Here is a 15889-nt window from a genome sequence, read left to right as displayed (position 1 = left end):
GGACAGTGGCTTGCCCGCACGGGAGCGTGGGCGAATGACGCGGTCTGACCATGCATGCGCGAGCTCGCGGCGATGCCGGTGAACGGCTCGGGTGCGGTCTCCGAAGTGGACCTGCCGCGAGAGGGGGGCGTCAGGGACATGCGCTCCCTTGGGCCCCTTGCGCCGCGAGGGCCGACGGGCTGACGCGTCTTCGCGGGCGCCGCGAAACGGGCCCCGATGCGGTGGGAACGCTTCGCATGCTCGCGCCCCCTCTTTTCGAGAGAGCCGACCGTCCGACCAGCGGAGGGCGAGCCGATCTTCTTCATCGGCTCGAGCCCGCCGCTGGGAAGCAGCGACGAGCGCCTACCGCCCGGAGCGCTTTCGGGCGGTACGCGAAGACGCGGTGGTCTTCTTCACCGGCTCGCGCTCCCATGTCCCCGAGCGGCCGCCGGACTTGTGCTCCAATTGCACCGCGTCCAGCACCATGCCGCGGTCCGAGCTCTTGCACATGTCATAGACGGTGAGCGCCGCCGCGCACGCGGCCGTGAGCGCCTCCATCTCCACGCCCGTGCGGTCCACGGTGCGCACCGTCACGCGGACGGTGAGCCCCTCGACCACGGGCTGGAGCGTCACCTCGACACCGGACAGCGCGATGGGATGGCACAGCGGGATGAAGTCCGGGGTGCGCTTGGCGGCCATGATGCCCGCGAGCCTCGCCGCCGCGAGCACGTCCCCCTTCTCCATCTCCCCCGCGAGGATGCGCTCGCGCGTCTCGGCCTGCATGCGCAGAAGCCCCGTCGCCACCGCCACCCGCTCCGTCTTCGGCTTCGCGCCGACGTCCACCATCTTCATCGCGCCACCCCACGGGCCACGGCCTGGAGCAGGTCGTCCACCACGTCGTCCGGATCCTCCAGTCCCACGGAGACCCGGATGAGGCTCTCGCGGATGCCCGCCGCCTCGCGCTCCTCGGGCGTGAAGCGCCGCGCGCTCGCGCTGGCCGCGTGCATCACCAGCGTGCAGACATCCCCCAGCGAGGGCCCGGGCCGCCCCACCTTCAGCGCCTCCAGGAAGCGCATGGCCTCCGGTCGCCCCGCGCCCCGAATCTCGAACGACACCATGGGCCCGCCATCCTTCAACAGCTCGCGCGCCACCGCGTGGTCCGGGTGCGTGGGCAGCCCCGGGTAGATGACGCGCTCGAGCAGCGGCGACTCCGACAGTCGCCTCGCCACATGGGCCGCGTGCTCCGCATGCGCCTTCATCCGCACCGGCAACGTGCGCAGCCCGCGCAGCGTCAGCCACGCCTCGAACGGCCCGAGCACATCGCCCGCGAGGATGCGCGCGGCGCGCAGCACGTCGATGCGCTCACGCGAGCCGCTCACCGTGCCGCCCAGCGCGTCGCTGTGCCCGTTGAGCCACTTGCTGGTGGACTGCACCGCGTAGTCCGCGCCCAGCTCCAGCGCGCGCTGGCCCATGGGAGAAGGGAACGTCGCGTCCACCGCGAACGTCGCGCCCACGTCGTGGCTTGCCTTGGCGAGGACGCGCAGGTCCGCCACGCGCAGGAGCGGATTGGTGATGCTCTCCGCCAGCACCAGCCGGGGACGGAGCTCCCGGATGCGCGCCGGAGCGTCCGCGTCCGACAGCTTCAGCGCGTGCAGCTCCACGCCCAGCGCCGCGCACAGCTTCTTGTAGAGCGCGCGCGTGACACCGTAGCCGTCGGCCGGCATCACCAACCTGTCCCCGGGACGCAAGCCCTGCGCCTCGAAGAGCGAGCGCAGCGCGGCCATGCCGCTGGCGTAGGCCACACAGGACTCGGCGCCCTCGAGCGCCGCCACCGCCTCCTCCAGCAGCGTCGTGTTGGGCGCGCTGATGCGGGCATAGGCGTAGTCCTTGCCGTCGAGCGCGCCGTCCAGGTCGTCACTGCTGTCGAACCAGCTCACCGCCGCCACGGAGATGGGCGGCGAGACGGGCACCGCCTTGCTCCCCGTCAGCCGCGTCCCGGCGTGCACCGCCAGCGTCTTCTGCTTCGTGCTCATGAGAGAGGGTCCTCGGGTCCGTTCCCGGGCGCATGTGTCCCGGCTCGACGCGAAAAAGGCCGGCCCGCTCGTGTTCGGAGCGGACCGGCCTGGAGCATGCGTCACGCGGCGCTGCGCGGGCTAGCTACTCGCCGTGCTCGATGAGCCAGCGCTCGGCGTCGATGGCCGCCATGCAGCCGGTGCCCGCCGCCGTGATGGCCTGCCGGTAGTAGCTGTCCTGCACGTCACCACAAGCGAAGACGCCGGGGATGTTCGTGCGGGTGCTGCCCGGCACCGTCTTGAGGTAGCCGCCCTGGTGCGTCTCCAGGATGCCCTGGAACAGCTCCGTGTTCGGCGTGTGGCCGATGGCGACGAACAGGCCCGTCGCCTTGAGCAGCTGGCTGTCGCCCGTCTTGAGGTTGCGCACCACGGCGCCGGACATCCCCTTCGCGTCGCCCTGGACCTCCTCCACCGCGGAGTTCCAGAGGAAGGAGATCTTCGGGTTGTTGAGCGCGCGCTCCTGCATCACCTTGGACGCGCGCAGCGAGTCGCGCCGGTGGATGAGGGTGACGTGCTTGACGATCTTCGCCAGGTACGTGGCCTCCTCCATCGCCGTGTCGCCTCCGCCGACGACGAGGACCTCCTGGTTCTTGAAGAACGCGCCGTCACACGTGGCGCACGCGGACACGCCGCGGTTCTTGTACGTGTCCTCACCCTTGACGCCCAGCCACTTGGCCGTGGCGCCGGTGGAGATGATGACCGTCTCCGAGCGCACGCGCAGGCCGCTCTCACTCTCCAGCAGGAACGGGCGCGAGCTGAAGTCCACCTTCACCACGTTCTCCATGTGGATGACGGTCCCGAAGCGCTCCGCCTGCTTCTGGAAGCGCTCCATCAGCTCCGGGCCGGTGATGGCCTCCGGGAAGCCCGGGTAGTTCTCCACGTCCGTGGTCACCATGAGCTGCCCGCCCGGCACGCGCTGGGGGTGCTCCAGCGTGGGCCCACCGGCGAACACCACGGGCTCCAGGTTGGCACGCGCGGCATAGATGGCCGCGGTGTAGCCCGCCGGCCCCGAGCCGATGATGGTCACCTTGTTGATCTTCTCCTCCGCCACGGGTGGCTCCTTCCCTCTTGTCTCGTTGAGGCCGCGAAGGTACCAGAGGCCCTCGGGCGCGTGATACGAAGCTGGCCTCATGGATGCCGAGCTCCTCAAGAAGGTTGCGCTGTTCGAGGGTTTGACCCAGGGCCAGCTCGCCAAGGTGGCTCAACTCGGCCAGACCAGGGACTACCCTGCGGGCGCCTTCCTCTTCCGCGAGGGGGAGTCCGGCCAGGAGATGTTCGTCATCTCCCGGGGCAAGGTCCGCATCTCCAAGTCCGTGCCCGGCATCGGCGAGGAGGCGCTCGCCATCCTGGAGCCCGGCCAGTACTTCGGTGAGATGGCGGTAATCGAGGACTCGCCCCGCTCCGCCGACGCCATCGCCCACATCAGCTGCGCGGTGTGGGTCATCGAGCGCTCCAAGCTGGACCAGCTCATGTTCACCGACAAGGACCTGGCGTACGTCCTGCTGTGGACGTTCGTCCGGACGCTGAGCGAGCGACTTCGCGAGACGAACGACAAGATCAAATCGTTCTTCGCCATCTCCCGCTTCTGAGACAAAGCCTGGACACGGGCGCTCGTCGGGCAGCAGGCCCATGGCGGGGCGGTGACAGTCCGCCGGACGGGCCGCTGTCGCGCGGGTCGGGATGGGTAGGCACCGCACGCTCCAGGTAGAGACAGCGGGCACACGCCTTGCTCAATCGCCGCGCCGGTGAAGGTGGGCGGGACGGGGTGGCGGATGGGCGAGGCGTGGGCGGCGGACGAGGTGGTCGAGGAGTCGAGGGGCGCGCGAAAGGGAGTGGACGCCGAGTCCTCCCGGGAGCGGCTCTTCCGGTTGGGAGCGCGGGCACTCACGGACCCGGAGCTTCTGTGCGTGGCATGGGGCGTGGCCTCGGGCTCGCGCGGCGCGATGGAGGCGGCCCTCGCGGTGTTGAAGCGCTGCGGGGGGCTCAAGGCGCTGTTGCAGGCGGAGCCTGTGGAGCTGGCCCACGTGCCGGGCCTGGGGCCACGGCGGACGGCGCAGGTGCTCGCGGCGCTGGAGCTGGGAAGGCGCGCGCAGCGGACGCCGGAGCGCAGGCCCCGGCTGCGCTCTCCCCGGGAGATCCACACGTACCTGACACCGGGCCTCACGGGGTTGAGGCGCGAGGTCTTCCACGTGCTGTGCTTCAACACGCGCAACGTGCTGGTGCACGACGCGCGGGTGGCGGAGGGCACCATGAACACGTGCCCGGTGGACCCGCGGGAGGTGTTCGCCGCGGCGCTCGTGTCGCGGGCGACGGCCATCGTCCTGGCGCACAACCACCCTTCGGGAGACCCGGAGCCCAGCGTCCAGGACGTGGCGCTGACGCGGCACCTGGTGGCCGGCGCGAGGTTGCTCAACGTGAAGGTGCTGGACCACCTGGTGGTGGGCGACGGCGGCTTCGTGTCGATGTTGGAGCGAGGCCTGCTCCCGGACGGGGAGTGGGAGGCGAAGCGGGAATGGAACGCGGCGGGAGGACGTGGGTGATGGCGGGATGTCTGGTGGGGCTGGTGCAGGTGGAGCTGCTCGAGGACACGCGGGCGCAGGTGGTGCGGCTGGAGGGCGGCCGGGCCTGCGTGGTGGAGCGGGCAGCGCTCCCGGCGGACGCGCGCGAGGGGGACGTGGTGGTGGACGGCCGCGTGGAGCCGGAGGCCACGGCGCTGAGGGTGTTGGAGGTGGCGCGGAGGAGGGCCCGCCTGGCCGTCCCCGTGCCGCCGGGGCTGGAGCTGTGAGGGGTGGCGGGGTGTGGTTTGCGTTGACGGCTGGACCAGGATGGTGGACATGCGAGCGATGTCGGTGGCCCTGCCCTACTTCGAAGAAGCCCAGCAGGGCCTGGTGCGCCACTTCGGCCTGACGCAGTTCCGTCCGGGACAGGCGGAGGTCATCTCCACCGTGTTGTCCGGGCGCAACACCGTGGTGGTCATGCCCACCGGCGCCGGCAAGAGCCTGTGCTACCAGCTGCCGGCCACGCTGCTGCCGGGGCTGACGCTGGTGGTGTCGCCGCTCATCGCGCTGATGAAGGACCAGGTGGAGCAGCTCACCGCGCGCGGCATCTCCGCCACGTTCATCAACTCGTCGCTGACGGACCTGGAGCGGGCGGAGCGGATGCGCCGGCTGCGCGGCGGCGAGTACAAGCTCCTGTACGTGGCGCCGGAGCGCTTTCGCAGCGCGAGCTTCGTGCAGATGGTCACCGACGTGGGCGTGGACCTGCTCGCCGTGGACGAGGCGCACTGCATCTCCCAGTGGGGCCACGACTTCCGGCCGGACTACGCGCTGCTGGGACAGGTGCGCAAGCGGCTGCGGCCTCCGCGCACCGTGGCGCTCACCGCCACGGCCACGCCGGAGGTGCGCGCGGACATCGTCCGGGTGCTGCTGATGAAGGAGCCCCGCGAGTTCGCCATGGGGTTCGACCGCCCCAACCTCTTCCTCGGTAAGCAGGAGGTGGGCGGGGACACGGACCGGCACGAGGCGTGCGCGCGCCTGGCGGCGCTGGGGGGCAGCGGCATCATCTACTGCTCCACCCGGAGGGCCGCGGAGGGCGTGTTCTCGGAGCTGCACGGGCGCAAGCTCAAGGCGGTGCTGTACCACGCGGGCATGGAGGACGACGCGCGCCGGCGGGCGCAGGACACCTTCATGTCCACCCCGGACGCGGTGGCGGTGGCCACCAACGCGTTCGGCATGGGCATCGACAAGCCGGACATCCGCTTCGTCGCGCACGCCAACATCCCGCGCGCGGTGGAGGCGTACTACCAGGAGATAGGTCGCGCGGGCCGCGACGGTGGGGATGCGCGGGCGGTGCTGCTGTTCAACCACTCGGACGTGTACACCCAGGAGCGGCTCATCCAGGGCAGCCACCCCTCGGAGGCGGTGCTCGCGGACGTGTGGGGCGTGCTCCAGTCGGTGGAGGAGTTCGAGCGGGGCGTGCACGTGCTGGCGGGCATGGTGAACGCCAGCGAGTTCGAGGTGTCGGCGGCGCTGCGCATCTTCGAGCGCGCCGGGAAGCTCGAGCGCGGAGGCCGGGGCGAGGGCGAGCACGGGGTGCTGCTGACGGAGAGGGCCCAGGCCGCGCACCCCCACTCCCCGGACGCGCAGCGGCTGCTCAAGTCGCTCGTGGAGACGTTCCCCATCGGCCGGCAGGCCACCACGGAGCTGACCATCCTCGCGCGCCGCGTCGGCCTGTCGGTGGACGAGACGCGCCACGCGCTGGGGCTGTTGGAGAAGGCGGGCGTGGTGCGGGTGCGCAGGCCCTTCTCGGGGCGCTCCATCCGCGCGCTCCTGCGGATGCCCTTCCGGGAGCTGGGCATGGACCTGTCCCACGTGCGCGAGCAGGAGCGGCAGAACCTCCAGTTGCTGCGGCGGATGACGGACTACGCCTACGCGGACCGGGACTCCCGTTGCCGGCGCGGTGCCATCCTCCACTACTTCGGCCAGCAGGACGTGGAGACCTCCTGCGGCAACTGCGACGTGTGCGCGCCCGCGAAGATGCCGGTGCTGCTGTCGGGCGGGCCGTCCGCCTCGCGCGCCCGCGCCGCGGCCGCCGCGCCGCTGGTGACGAACTACAGCGAGCTGGCCTCCACGGAGCTGCGCCGCTGGCGCAAGGAGCTGTCGAAGGATCTGGGCGTCGCGCCCTTCATCATCTTCAACGACGCGACGCTGCTGGGCCTGGCGGCGGCGCTCCCCATCGACCGGGAGGGCTTCCTCACGGTGAAGGGCACGGGGGAGAGCCGCTGGGAGCGCTTCGGGCCCAAGGTGGTGGAGATCTGCCTCATGGCCCGCGCCGCGGGACACGAGCCGCAGGTGGCGCCCATGGCGGCGGCGCGCGCGAAGAAGCCTCGCATCCGTCGCGCGCTGGGCACCGACTGACGGAGGGCCCCTGGGCTCAGGCGCCCCGGGCGCGCCGGGAGAGCAGGTGGCGCAGGGTGCCCATGACGGTGCCCACCACCAGCGCGAGCAGGAAGATGACCGCCACCGTGGTGAGGCCGAAGACCAGGCGGACCGCGTACTCGGGGATGCGCCCGTTGAAGTACGCCGTGCGCAAGGGCTCCATCGCCCCCATCAGCTCCAGGGCCCTGGCGGGCAGCGAGTCCAGCGACAGCGACAGCCGCTGGAGGAAGAGCGAGGGGAAATAGCGCAGCGCCACCTCCACCACGACGCCCACCAACAGGTAGAGCGCCGACAGCAGGAAGGCGTTGCCCCACATGATTCGCAGCAACGGGGACTCGGGCCCCGAGCCGGGGGGAGGATTCCTCACGCTAGCGGGCCGCTTTCTTCTTGAGGGACGGCAGAGCCTTCTTCACGCGGCCCGCATCCTCGCTTCCTCCGGCCAGTCGGAGGAAGGCCTCATAGGACTCCACCGCCCGGGGCAGCTCCGCCGACTCGCGCACCAGCACGTCCGCCAGCGCCAGGTGCGCCAGTCCGTCCGTGGGCTCCAGCTCCACGGCCTTCAAGAGCGACGCCTTGGCCACGGGCTCCTGGCGCTGCTTGAGCGCCACCATGCCCAGCGCCAGGTGCGAGCGGCCCTGGTACGGCGCCAGCCGCACGGCCTCCTCCGCCGCCGTCCGGGCCTCCTTCACCGCGCCGGCCCCGAGCAGCACCCGGGCCATGGTGGCCTGGGCGAAGGCCTTGTCCCAGACGGTGGGCGCGCGCGACGCCAGGTCCTCCAGCGTCCGCGCCGCGGGACGGCCTCCGCTGGGCAGCTGCGCGTAGAGCTCCCCCACCCGGCCGCAGGTGGCATCCGGCCCCTCGCGCCGCGCCGCCGCGAAGGCCGCGTCCGCGTTGTCCGGGTTGCCCTGGCGCAGGAACGCGTGGGCAATCTCGCAGAAGGTGTCCGGGTCCTTCGGGTTCAGCTTGTTGGCGCGCTCCAGCGCGGAGAAGCCGCCCTTCGCGTCGCCCGAGGCGAAGAGGATGGCGGCGCGCAGCCGGTGGGCCTCGGCGTCGTCCGGCGCCAGCTTCGCCGAGCGCCCCACGGCCCCTTCGGCCTCCTTGCGACGCCCCGAGTGGAAGAGCGCCAGCGCGAAGCCCTTGTGCGCCTCCGCGCTGCCCGGGTTGTCGAGCTGCCAGGTCTCGAACTGCTTGAGGGCCTCCGGCGTGCGCCCCAGGGCCAGCAGCGTGCGCCCCAGCGCGTCACGCGCCTCGCCGTGCGAGCCGTTGCGCTCCACCGCCTGCGTCAGCGGCTTGAGCGCCATGTCCGGCAGGCCGCGCGCCAGCATGAGCCGGCCCAGCGAGCACGACGCCTCGTAGTCCCGGGGGTCCTTCTGCGCCTCCTCGAACTGGGACTGCGCCTTGTCGAAGGCGCGCTCACGCCAGTACACCTGCCCCAGCGCCAGTCGCATGTCGTTGCGCGGGCGCTTGCTCGCGGCCAGCGCCTTCTCGAGCAGCTCGCGGGCCTGCGCCGCGTTGCCCTCCGCCGCGTCCGCCAGCGCGAGCAGCGACACGGCCTCCGGCGGGTAGCGCTCGTTCACCCGCGTGCGCGCGAGCTCCGTGCGGGCCCGCTTCCAGTCTCCGAGCCGCGCGTACGCGGTGCCCCGCACCAGCGCCACCCTGCGGCCGCCGTCCGCCTCCAGGCGGGTGAGCACGTCGCGCTCCCTGTCCCGGTCCAGCAGCGTGCGGCCCAGTCCCTCACGGGCCTCGTCGCTCTTGGGTTGCAGCTTCAGCGCCGCCTCGTACGCGGACTGCGCCGCGTCCAGCTTCCCGGCGGCCCGGCTCGCCGCGCCCTGCGCGAGCTGGAAGTCGAAGGCCAGCGGCCCCTGCGTGCCCTTGGCGAGCAGCGCGCGGGCCTCGTCGTGCTTGCCCACGGCGGACAGGAGCCGGCCGTGCACCAGTTGCTGACGAGCGCCGAGCGCGGCGGGCAGCTCGGGGCTTCCCGCCAGGGGCGCCACGTCCGAAAGCGACGCCTCCAGGTCCTGCTCCAGCGCGAGCCGCGCCTCGGCCTGACCGATGCGCGCCACGGGGTGCTTGGGGGACTTGGTGCGCGCCTTGCCGAACATCTCGATGGCGTGCGGGAAGTCCTCGGAGGCCAGGTAGTAGCCACCCAGCGCCACCAGGGCGCGCACGTTCGACGGCGAGGCCCTCAGCGCGCGGTCGAAGCGCTCCAGCGCCTTCTTCTCGTCCTTGGCGGCCAGCAGCAGGCTGGCGGCCAGCGCGTGGACCTCCGTGCTCTCCTCCGTCGCGGCGAGCAGCGCGCGGCGCGCGGGCTCGCGTCCCCGGTCATCCGCCACGAGGACGTTGGTGGCGAGCGCCAGCCCCGGCGCGGCCTCCTTCACGCCGGGCTTCTCCAGGGCCTCCAGCGCCTTGAGCCGGTCATCCGGGGACAGGCCGTGGTCCGCGAAGAGCAGCGCGTGCGTCCAGGCCTTGAGGGCCCACGCGCGGCTGCTGCTCTCGTCCATGTCCAGCGCCCGGTCCAGTTGCTGCAGCGCCCCGTCCAGCGACGCGCGCGTGTCCTGGGTGATGAGGTCCTCGCTCCTGGCCAGGGCCTCGTTCAGCGTCTGGCCCCCCGTGGCCGCGCGGATGCGCACCACGCCGACGATGACGGCGATGACCACCATCAGCAGCGCGGCGGCGCCGGCCACCTTCACGCCGTTGCGCTTGAGGAAGGACGTCTTGGCCGCCTCGCGCGCCAGCTTCTGCCGCAGCTCCTTCTCGTAGGCGGCGGTGAGCGCCTCGGTGTCCTGCTTGGGAGCGCCCGCCTTCGCGCGGCCGGTGGCGTCCGAAGCGTCGGGCAGGTCCTCCAGCAGCGAGCGCTTGGAGCCCGAGCCTCGCGCCTGGGGCTGCGCGCGCGCGACGACGGGCGTGGCGGCGGTGGGCTCGGGCGGAGGCAAATCCCCCAGCAGCCCGCCCGACGCGGCGGGGACCACGGGCTTCGCGGTGGTGAACTCGCTGGAGCGCAGCAGTGCCTGCTCTTCGTCCGACTCGGTCGAGTCGGTGGACGCCGCGGGGACCACCGGCTTCGCGGTGGTGAACTCGCTGGAGCGCAGCAGCGCCTGCTCGCTGGTCTCGTCGGACACCGCGCCCGCTTCAGGGGACGCGCCGGGGCCGCCCTCAAAGGCGGCCGGGTCCAACGCCTGACCATCCTGGGAGGAGCCAGCGTCGGCGCCCTCCCCCGCCGGCGCATTCGCGTCTGGGGAGCGGGCCCCATCCTCCTCGTCGAAGAGGGACAGCTCCAGGCTTGGAAGCGGAGTGCCCGTCGCGGGCCGCAGCACCGGCACCTGCCGGTCGATCAACCCAAGCGAATCAGACAACGGCGCCGAGGCCTCCGCGTCCGACACTTCGCCCGGAGCACCCGCTGGAGCCTGAGCGCCCTCCTCCGTCGAGGGCGCAGCATCTCCGTCCGGAGCCCCCGCCTCCGCCGGGCTCGCGGCCCCACCCGCCGCGGCGGCGCTCGCCAGGTCCGCGGCGGCCCGCGCGCCCGCGCTCTTCGCGGCCCCAGGTCCCGAGGCGCTCGCGGCCTTCGCGGCGTCCCCGAGCGCGGCGGCGCGAAGCCTCGCGGCCGCCATCGGCGACGCGGCGGCGTGAGCACCCTCGGCGCTCTCGGGCCTGGCCGCGTCGGGCTCGGCCTCACCCTCTTCGGGCGCGGCCTTCTCCAGCCCCATCAGGTCCGCGAAGACCGGCGCCGGGCCACCGGCCAGGGCCTGCTGCGCCTGCTCCAGCCACAGCTTCACGCGGCCATCATTGGGCTGCAGCGCCACGGCCTTGCGCAGAATCGGCAGCGCCGAGCGGTACAGCCCGCGCTGGAGCAACACCTCGCCAATCAGGTTGTAGGCGTAGGGGTTGTCCTTCTCGATGGCGATGGCGCGGTCGAACTGCTCCATCGCCTCGGCGGGGCGGCCCAGTTGGATGAGCGCCTTGCCCCAGAGCACCCGGCCCACCGTCGAGGACGGATGGTGCGAGACACCCTGCTCACACACCTCGATGGCGCGCGGCGCGTCCCCCTTTTCCAGCAGGGCCTTGGCCAGTTCGACGAAAACGGAAGAAGTGGGGTCCTGCCGGAGGAGCTGCTCGTAGCGCTCCACCATCGACTTGGCCATGAGGGCTTGCGACTCCGGTGCTCGGGCGGGGGAGCCGGACCATAGCACCCCGCCCTCGTCCGGGGCGGGCGCCGGATGCTACCGTCCCCCTCGTGAATCGCCTGCCTGCCCTTTTCCTCGTCCTGGCCCTGTCCGGGTGCGCAACCGTATCCAAGAAATCCAACCTGGAAGAACTCAAGCCCACGGTGGAGCAGTTCCATCAGGTCATCCGCTGGAAGGACTTCCGCTCCGCGGCCCGCTTCATCGTCCCGGAGAAGCGCAAGGCGTTCACCAAGGCCCGCATCGCGCTCAACGACGAGCGGGACTTGACCATCACCGACTACGAAATCGAGGACGGGCAGCTGTCCGAGGACGGCACGCGGGCCTTCATCCAGAGCCGCATCCAGTGGATGCGCCTGCCCTCCGCGTCCGAGCACGTCTCGGTCGTCACGTCGGAGTTCGTCTACCAGCACGGCACGTGGCTGCTGGAGCGTCAGGACGAGGGGCCGTTCGCGGACGAGCTGCGCTGAAAAAGAAACCGCCCACCGACTCGGGGCCGGCCGAGGCGGTGGGCGTCGGGAACTCCCCAATGGAGTGCCCTACAAGAATCCGCCCATCGGCTCGGGGCCGGCCGAGTCGATGGGCGTCGGGAGCTCCCCCATGGAGCGCCCTGACATGTGAGCGGGGCGACGGTGTGTTGAACAGGCCCGCGTCGCCGCGCGGTGACGCCGGCCACTAGAGCAATGGCGATGCCACGCCCCGCGCACCGGGCAGCCCGCATCGCATCACCTGGAGATTCAAGGGCTTGCGAGGAGGGCGCGCCGACAGTCCTGGGGTGGGGCCGTCGGGGTCCTGACACTCGTGTCAGAGGGTCCAGCCTTCGGCGTCGTGCCAGGCACGACAACCGTGTCAGGGGACCCTCGGACTTTCCTCCGGGGAGTGGCGGCTACTCGCCGTTCACCGCGCGGATGGTCTCGCGCATGGAGTGGCGGGGCTTCCAGTCCACGTCCCGCACCCAGCGGCTGCCGTCCACGGCGCACAGGAACTGGATGTGGTCCAGCTCCGGGGGCGGGAAGTTGGCCAGCCGGTACTTGAAGAGCATGCCCAACAGGGGCCGGGCCACCGGGTGCGGCACGGGGATGGGCGAGTTGCCCAATTCGCGCATCACCGCGGACAGGGGCACCTCGCCCGGGCCCACCACGTTGTAGACGCCCTTGGGCTCCGGCCGGAGCGCGGCCACCATGGCGCGGGCGACGTCCTCCACGTGGATGAGCTGAACCATCGGGTCGAAGCCCGCCATCATCCACGGGTGGCGCAGGCGCAGGTAGTTGGAGGGCGCGTTCTTGATGGTGGGCCCGACGATGTGCACGGGCCGGAGAATCACCGTCTCGATGTGTGGGTGCTTCCAGAAGAAGCCATGCGCGAGCATGTCCACTTCAATCAAGTCCCGCACGCCGGAGAAGCGGCTGGCCGCCATGAGCGGCGCGTCCTCGGTGAGGAAGTTGGAGTTGTCCGGGCTGGGTCCGTAGACGTTGGCCGAGGACAGCACCACCACCTTCTTCACGCCGTACTTCGCGCAGTACTCGAGCAGCCGCGTGGTGCCCACGACGTTGAACGAGTGGTGCTCCTCCTCGCTCATGCGCGGGTCATGCATGATGCCCATGTGGATGACGGCGCGGACCTCGTTCTTGCGGAAGACGTCCTCGGCCTTCTTCTTGCGCAGGTCCAGCTCGTACATCTCCACGTCCTTCGGCCGGCCCACGAAGGGGCGCCGGTCGATGCCGATGATGCGCTCGTGCTTGTGGAGGAGCTTGGCGAGGGTGCGGCCGAGGTTGCCGCTGATGCCCGTGACGACGACGGCCGGTCTCATGGTTGCACTCTCTTGGTCCCGCGACTCCGGGCGTAATCGCTCACCAGAACACCCCGCGGCGCTCCTTGAGGCCCTGGTGGAGCATGGACTGGATGGCCGCCTTCACGGTGCGGACCTTCTTGTCCAGCTCGCTGTCCTCGTCGTCGGGGCGCCCCGAGAAGTGCATCGGGTCCCCGAAGTAGATGCGGTACTTCGTGGGCAGCGGGAAGGGCACGCCCGTGGGGGTGATGGGGAACGACGGGAAGCCCAGCAGCTTCGCCACCGGCTTGAGGTCCATGAGCGCGGGGGCCTGCTCCTCGGCGCCCACGACGGCCACGGGGACGATGGGCGTGCGCGTCTCCAGCGCCAGGCGCATGAAGCCCAGGCCGAACTCCTGGAGCTGGTAGCGCTGGGGCCACAGCTTGTTGATGCCGCGCAGCCCCTCCGGGAAGACGAGGATGGCCTCATCGGACTCGAGCAGCCGCCGGCAGTTCTCCGGCGTGCCGACAATCTGCCCCATGCGCGCCATGAAGGTGGAGACGTACGGCAGCGAGGGCACCCACTTCTCCACCATGCTGCGCATGGCGCGGGGGGGGCTTGCCTCCAGCATCAGCGACACGCCAATCATGGCGCCGTCCAGCGGCAGCTGCCCGGAGTGGTTGGACACCAGCAGCACGCGGCCGGCGGGGACCTTCTCGACGCCGAAGGTCTCCACGCGGAAGTAGTTGCGGTAGAGCCACAGGAAGGGCGCCACGGCGGACAGGCTGAAGTCCAGGTTGTACCCGAAGGGGTCCACCCCGTACTCGTTCTGCGGCCGGGCCAGGGCCTGCATCCGTTCCTTCTGCTCGTCGTTGGCCAGGCGGTCGGTCCAGTCGCGCAGGCCCTTCTTCACTCGGTCGCCGAGTCGCTCCAGCATGGTCCCGGCTCTTTACACCACCGGCCCTTCCACCGGGAGTGGAGAAACCCTCCCCCGCGCCGGGCCCGGGCCCGGGGACGTGGCGTTGGGCTCCGGACAGTCCGTGAAGGGCGGCCATCCCCGGGGATGCCGAGGGGCTGGCGCGACCGGGGTGCGCCTGGGTGTAGGCTCCCGCGGGAGGGGAATGCGCGACGGGCGGGGCCGTTTCGTCGCGTGGACGCCGATGGGGCCCTTCATGGACAGCCGGGAGTGCACTGCGTGACGGGAAGGGTGTGCGCCATCGACTCGCGTGAACGGATGCGCCGGGGGTCCCTTGCGAGCGGGGAGTGACATCGCCATGTCCCGCCCTGCATGCGCGCGATGCTCGTCCTGCTGGCCCTGGCGTGGTTCTGCGAGGGGTGCGCCATGACGGCGTCGTCCCTCGCGGTGTCGCCGCGGCGGGCGCCCGTGGAGCAGCGCGCGCCGGTGTTGCTGGTGCACGGCATCGGAGACGACGCCAGCGCCTTCGACGCCCTGCGCGGCCGGCTGGAGCAGGAGGGCTGGCCGCACGTCCACGCCATCTCCCTGGTCCCCAACAACGGCAGCGAGGGCATCCCCGCGTTGGCGCGGCAGGTGGCGCGGGAGGCCGAGGCGCTGCGTGCGCGCACCGGCGCCCGTCGTGTGGACGTGGTGGGCTTCAGCATGGGCGCGCTGGTCAGCCGCTACTGGGTGCAGCTGTTGGGCGGCAGGCTGGTGGTGCGGCGCTTCATCTCCATCTCCGGGCCTCACGCGGGCACGGGCCTGGCGTTCCTGGGACGCGGCAAGGGCGTGACCCAGATGCGCCCGGGCAGCCGGCTCTTGCGCGCGCTCCAGCAGGACCCGCGCCCCTGGGGCGCCACGGAGGTGCACAGCTTCTGGACGCCTTGGGATTTGACCATCCTCCCCGCCTCCAGCTCGCGGCTGCCCGGCGCCAGCGAGCGAAGGTTCCCCGTGCTGCTGCACCCGTGGATGCTCACGGACCGGCGGGTGCACGACGCGGTGGTGGACGTGCTCGGCTCGCCCGCGGTGGCGCGCTGAGGCTCAGACGCTCGCGGACAGGCGCCCGGCCGCGTCGCGCAGGGTGACGACGTCGCACTCCGAGCGCAGCCAGCCGAAGACTTCGCGCAGCCGCTCCAGCTTCCGCGCCGCTCCGACGCGCAAGTCCCGCTGCTGGCGCACCAGTTCGCCGGGGATGCCGTCCGTCGCGTCGAGCACGTCGACCCCGTGCAGCTCGAAGTTGAAGAAGGGGTCGCGTCGGCACGCGCGCCAGGCTCCGCGCAGCGAGCGCAGGGGCAGCGTGGTGGCGAAGGTGCCGATGAACGGGAAGCGCAGCGCGGGCGTCACCGCCATGGGCAGCTCCAGCACGGAGCCTGTGCCACGCCGGTAGGGATTCGCGGGGTCCGGCCGGTACGGCGCGCGCGGCGCGAGCAGCACCCGGGGCGTGTCGAGCACCGAGCGCGAGGGCCGGCCGACCAGGGCCAGCGCCCCCATCACCGCCGCCTTCGCCGCGTAGTACGGCGCGGCCGGGAAGGCGGAGGAGCCGTACTGGTAGCCCAGCGCCTGGGTGGCGGCGTAGAGGTCCGCGTTGAGCGTGTAGCCCGGCGCGCGGAAGCCCACCGGGCGCGCGCCCGTGGCCTGGAGGATGGCGTCATCGGCGCGGCGCAGGTCCGCGAGGATGGCGTCCGGTCCCCGGCGCGTGAGCGCGTAGTCGTGGGCGTGGCTGTGGCTCGCCACCTCGATGCCCGCCTCGTGGGCGGCGCGCATGCCGGCGGCGGCGACGGGGTCCGACTCCAGGTCCTCGCCGATGGCGAAGAAGGTGCCGGGCACGCCCAGCGCGTCCCACAGCTCGCGGAAGCGAGGCACCGCCACCTGGTGCACCAGCGAGCGGGCGCGCGCGTCCAGGAGCGACTCCGGCAGCCCGTGGATGCGGCAGTAGTGCGGCAGCGAGTCCAGGTCGACGGAGATGGACGCAATCCTCGTCACGGCGCGCCCCCTGCTTC

14 protein-coding genes are annotated in these 15889 nt (G+C 71.8%); 6 read left to right on the top strand and 8 right to left on the bottom strand.

Translation table 11 applies throughout. The features are described 5' to 3' along the window. Positions 1-342: 342 nt before the first annotated feature. From moaC to trxB, 3 genes are all read right to left on the bottom strand, one after another. Entirely contained in the window at positions 343-831 is a 489-nt protein-coding gene (moaC, locus tag AC6JA9_RS11990) for a cyclic pyranopterin monophosphate synthase MoaC (protein WP_223784965.1), read from the bottom strand. Beyond that, positions 828-2012 carry a trans-sulfuration enzyme family protein gene (locus AC6JA9_RS11985; RefSeq protein ID WP_497959708.1) on the bottom strand — a complete coding sequence of 395 codons (1185 nt, stop codon included), beginning with the start codon at positions 2010-2012 and terminating at the stop codon, positions 828-830. Before AC6JA9_RS11985 ends, moaC begins: the two co-directional genes overlap by 4 nt. A gap of 124 nt (positions 2013-2136) precedes the next feature. After that, positions 2137-3102 (bottom strand): thioredoxin-disulfide reductase, encoded by a 966-nt coding sequence (gene trxB / locus AC6JA9_RS11980; protein WP_141328451.1) that lies wholly within the window; start codon positions 3100-3102, stop codon positions 2137-2139. 79 nt (positions 3103-3181) lie between these two features. Between trxB and AC6JA9_RS11975 the strand changes: the two genes are divergently transcribed. The 4 genes from AC6JA9_RS11975 to AC6JA9_RS11960 all read left to right on the top strand — a co-directional run bounded on the left by AC6JA9_RS11975 (position 3182) and on the right by AC6JA9_RS11960 (position 6967). Then, positions 3182-3640: a cyclic nucleotide-binding domain-containing protein gene (locus tag AC6JA9_RS11975; RefSeq protein ID WP_223750569.1), complete on the top strand. Its 459-nt coding sequence runs from the start codon at positions 3182-3184 to the stop codon at positions 3638-3640. Between the two features lie 183 nt (positions 3641-3823). Beyond that, complete coding sequence (radC, locus tag AC6JA9_RS11970) at positions 3824-4591, top strand: RadC family protein (RefSeq protein WP_223750568.1); 768 nt, start codon at positions 3824-3826, stop codon at positions 4589-4591. Then, positions 4591-4836: a hypothetical protein gene (locus AC6JA9_RS11965; protein ID WP_046712148.1), complete on the top strand. Its 246-nt coding sequence runs from the start codon at positions 4591-4593 to the stop codon at positions 4834-4836. The genes radC and AC6JA9_RS11965 overlap by 1 nt, the downstream gene beginning before the upstream one ends. Before the next feature lie 40 nt (positions 4837-4876). Beyond that, positions 4877-6967, top strand: coding sequence for a RecQ family ATP-dependent DNA helicase (locus AC6JA9_RS11960; RefSeq protein WP_408891201.1), 2091 nt, complete (start codon positions 4877-4879; stop codon positions 6965-6967). Between the two features lie 16 nt (positions 6968-6983). Here the strand turns inward: AC6JA9_RS11960 and AC6JA9_RS11955 are convergent, their stop codons facing one another. Both AC6JA9_RS11955 and AC6JA9_RS11950 read right to left on the bottom strand, forming a co-directional pair. Further along, positions 6984-7304 (bottom strand): hypothetical protein, encoded by a 321-nt coding sequence (locus AC6JA9_RS11955; RefSeq protein ID WP_223750643.1) that lies wholly within the window; start codon positions 7302-7304, stop codon positions 6984-6986. A 52-nt stretch (positions 7305-7356) separates the two neighbouring features. Continuing rightward, positions 7357-11127 (bottom strand): tetratricopeptide repeat protein, encoded by a 3771-nt coding sequence (locus AC6JA9_RS11950; protein WP_497959705.1) that lies wholly within the window; start codon positions 11125-11127, stop codon positions 7357-7359. A 185-nt stretch (positions 11128-11312) separates the two neighbouring features. Here AC6JA9_RS11950 and AC6JA9_RS11945 point away from each other — a divergent pair, with 185 nt between their 5' ends. Beyond that, entirely contained in the window at positions 11313-11636 is a 324-nt protein-coding gene (locus AC6JA9_RS11945) for a hypothetical protein (protein ID WP_248544997.1), read from the top strand. A 416-nt stretch (positions 11637-12052) separates the two neighbouring features. Here the strand turns inward: AC6JA9_RS11945 and AC6JA9_RS11940 are convergent, their stop codons facing one another. Both AC6JA9_RS11940 and AC6JA9_RS11935 read right to left on the bottom strand, forming a co-directional pair. Then, positions 12053-12976: an SDR family oxidoreductase gene (locus tag AC6JA9_RS11940; protein WP_223750564.1), complete on the bottom strand. Its 924-nt coding sequence runs from the start codon at positions 12974-12976 to the stop codon at positions 12053-12055. A gap of 40 nt (positions 12977-13016) precedes the next feature. After that, positions 13017-13871: a lysophospholipid acyltransferase family protein gene (locus tag AC6JA9_RS11935; RefSeq protein ID WP_141328441.1), complete on the bottom strand. Its 855-nt coding sequence runs from the start codon at positions 13869-13871 to the stop codon at positions 13017-13019. A 351-nt stretch (positions 13872-14222) separates the two neighbouring features. Here AC6JA9_RS11935 and AC6JA9_RS11930 point away from each other — a divergent pair, with 351 nt between their 5' ends. Further along, positions 14223-14927: an esterase/lipase family protein gene (locus tag AC6JA9_RS11930; RefSeq protein ID WP_223750563.1), complete on the top strand. Its 705-nt coding sequence runs from the start codon at positions 14223-14225 to the stop codon at positions 14925-14927. A 3-nt stretch (positions 14928-14930) separates the two neighbouring features. Here AC6JA9_RS11930 and AC6JA9_RS11925 read toward each other — a convergent pair whose 3' ends face one another. Next, the gene (locus AC6JA9_RS11925) at positions 14931-15872 is read right to left on the bottom strand and encodes a polysaccharide deacetylase family protein (protein WP_497959702.1); all 942 of its coding nucleotides are present in this window, start codon (positions 15870-15872) and stop codon (positions 14931-14933) included. Positions 15873-15889 lie beyond the last annotated feature (17 nt).

It is taken from the genome of Myxococcus sp. MH1 (assembly GCF_059738865.1).
The sequence above is the reverse complement of the archived record's forward strand: the minus strand, read 5'-3'. Positions and strand labels throughout refer to the sequence as shown.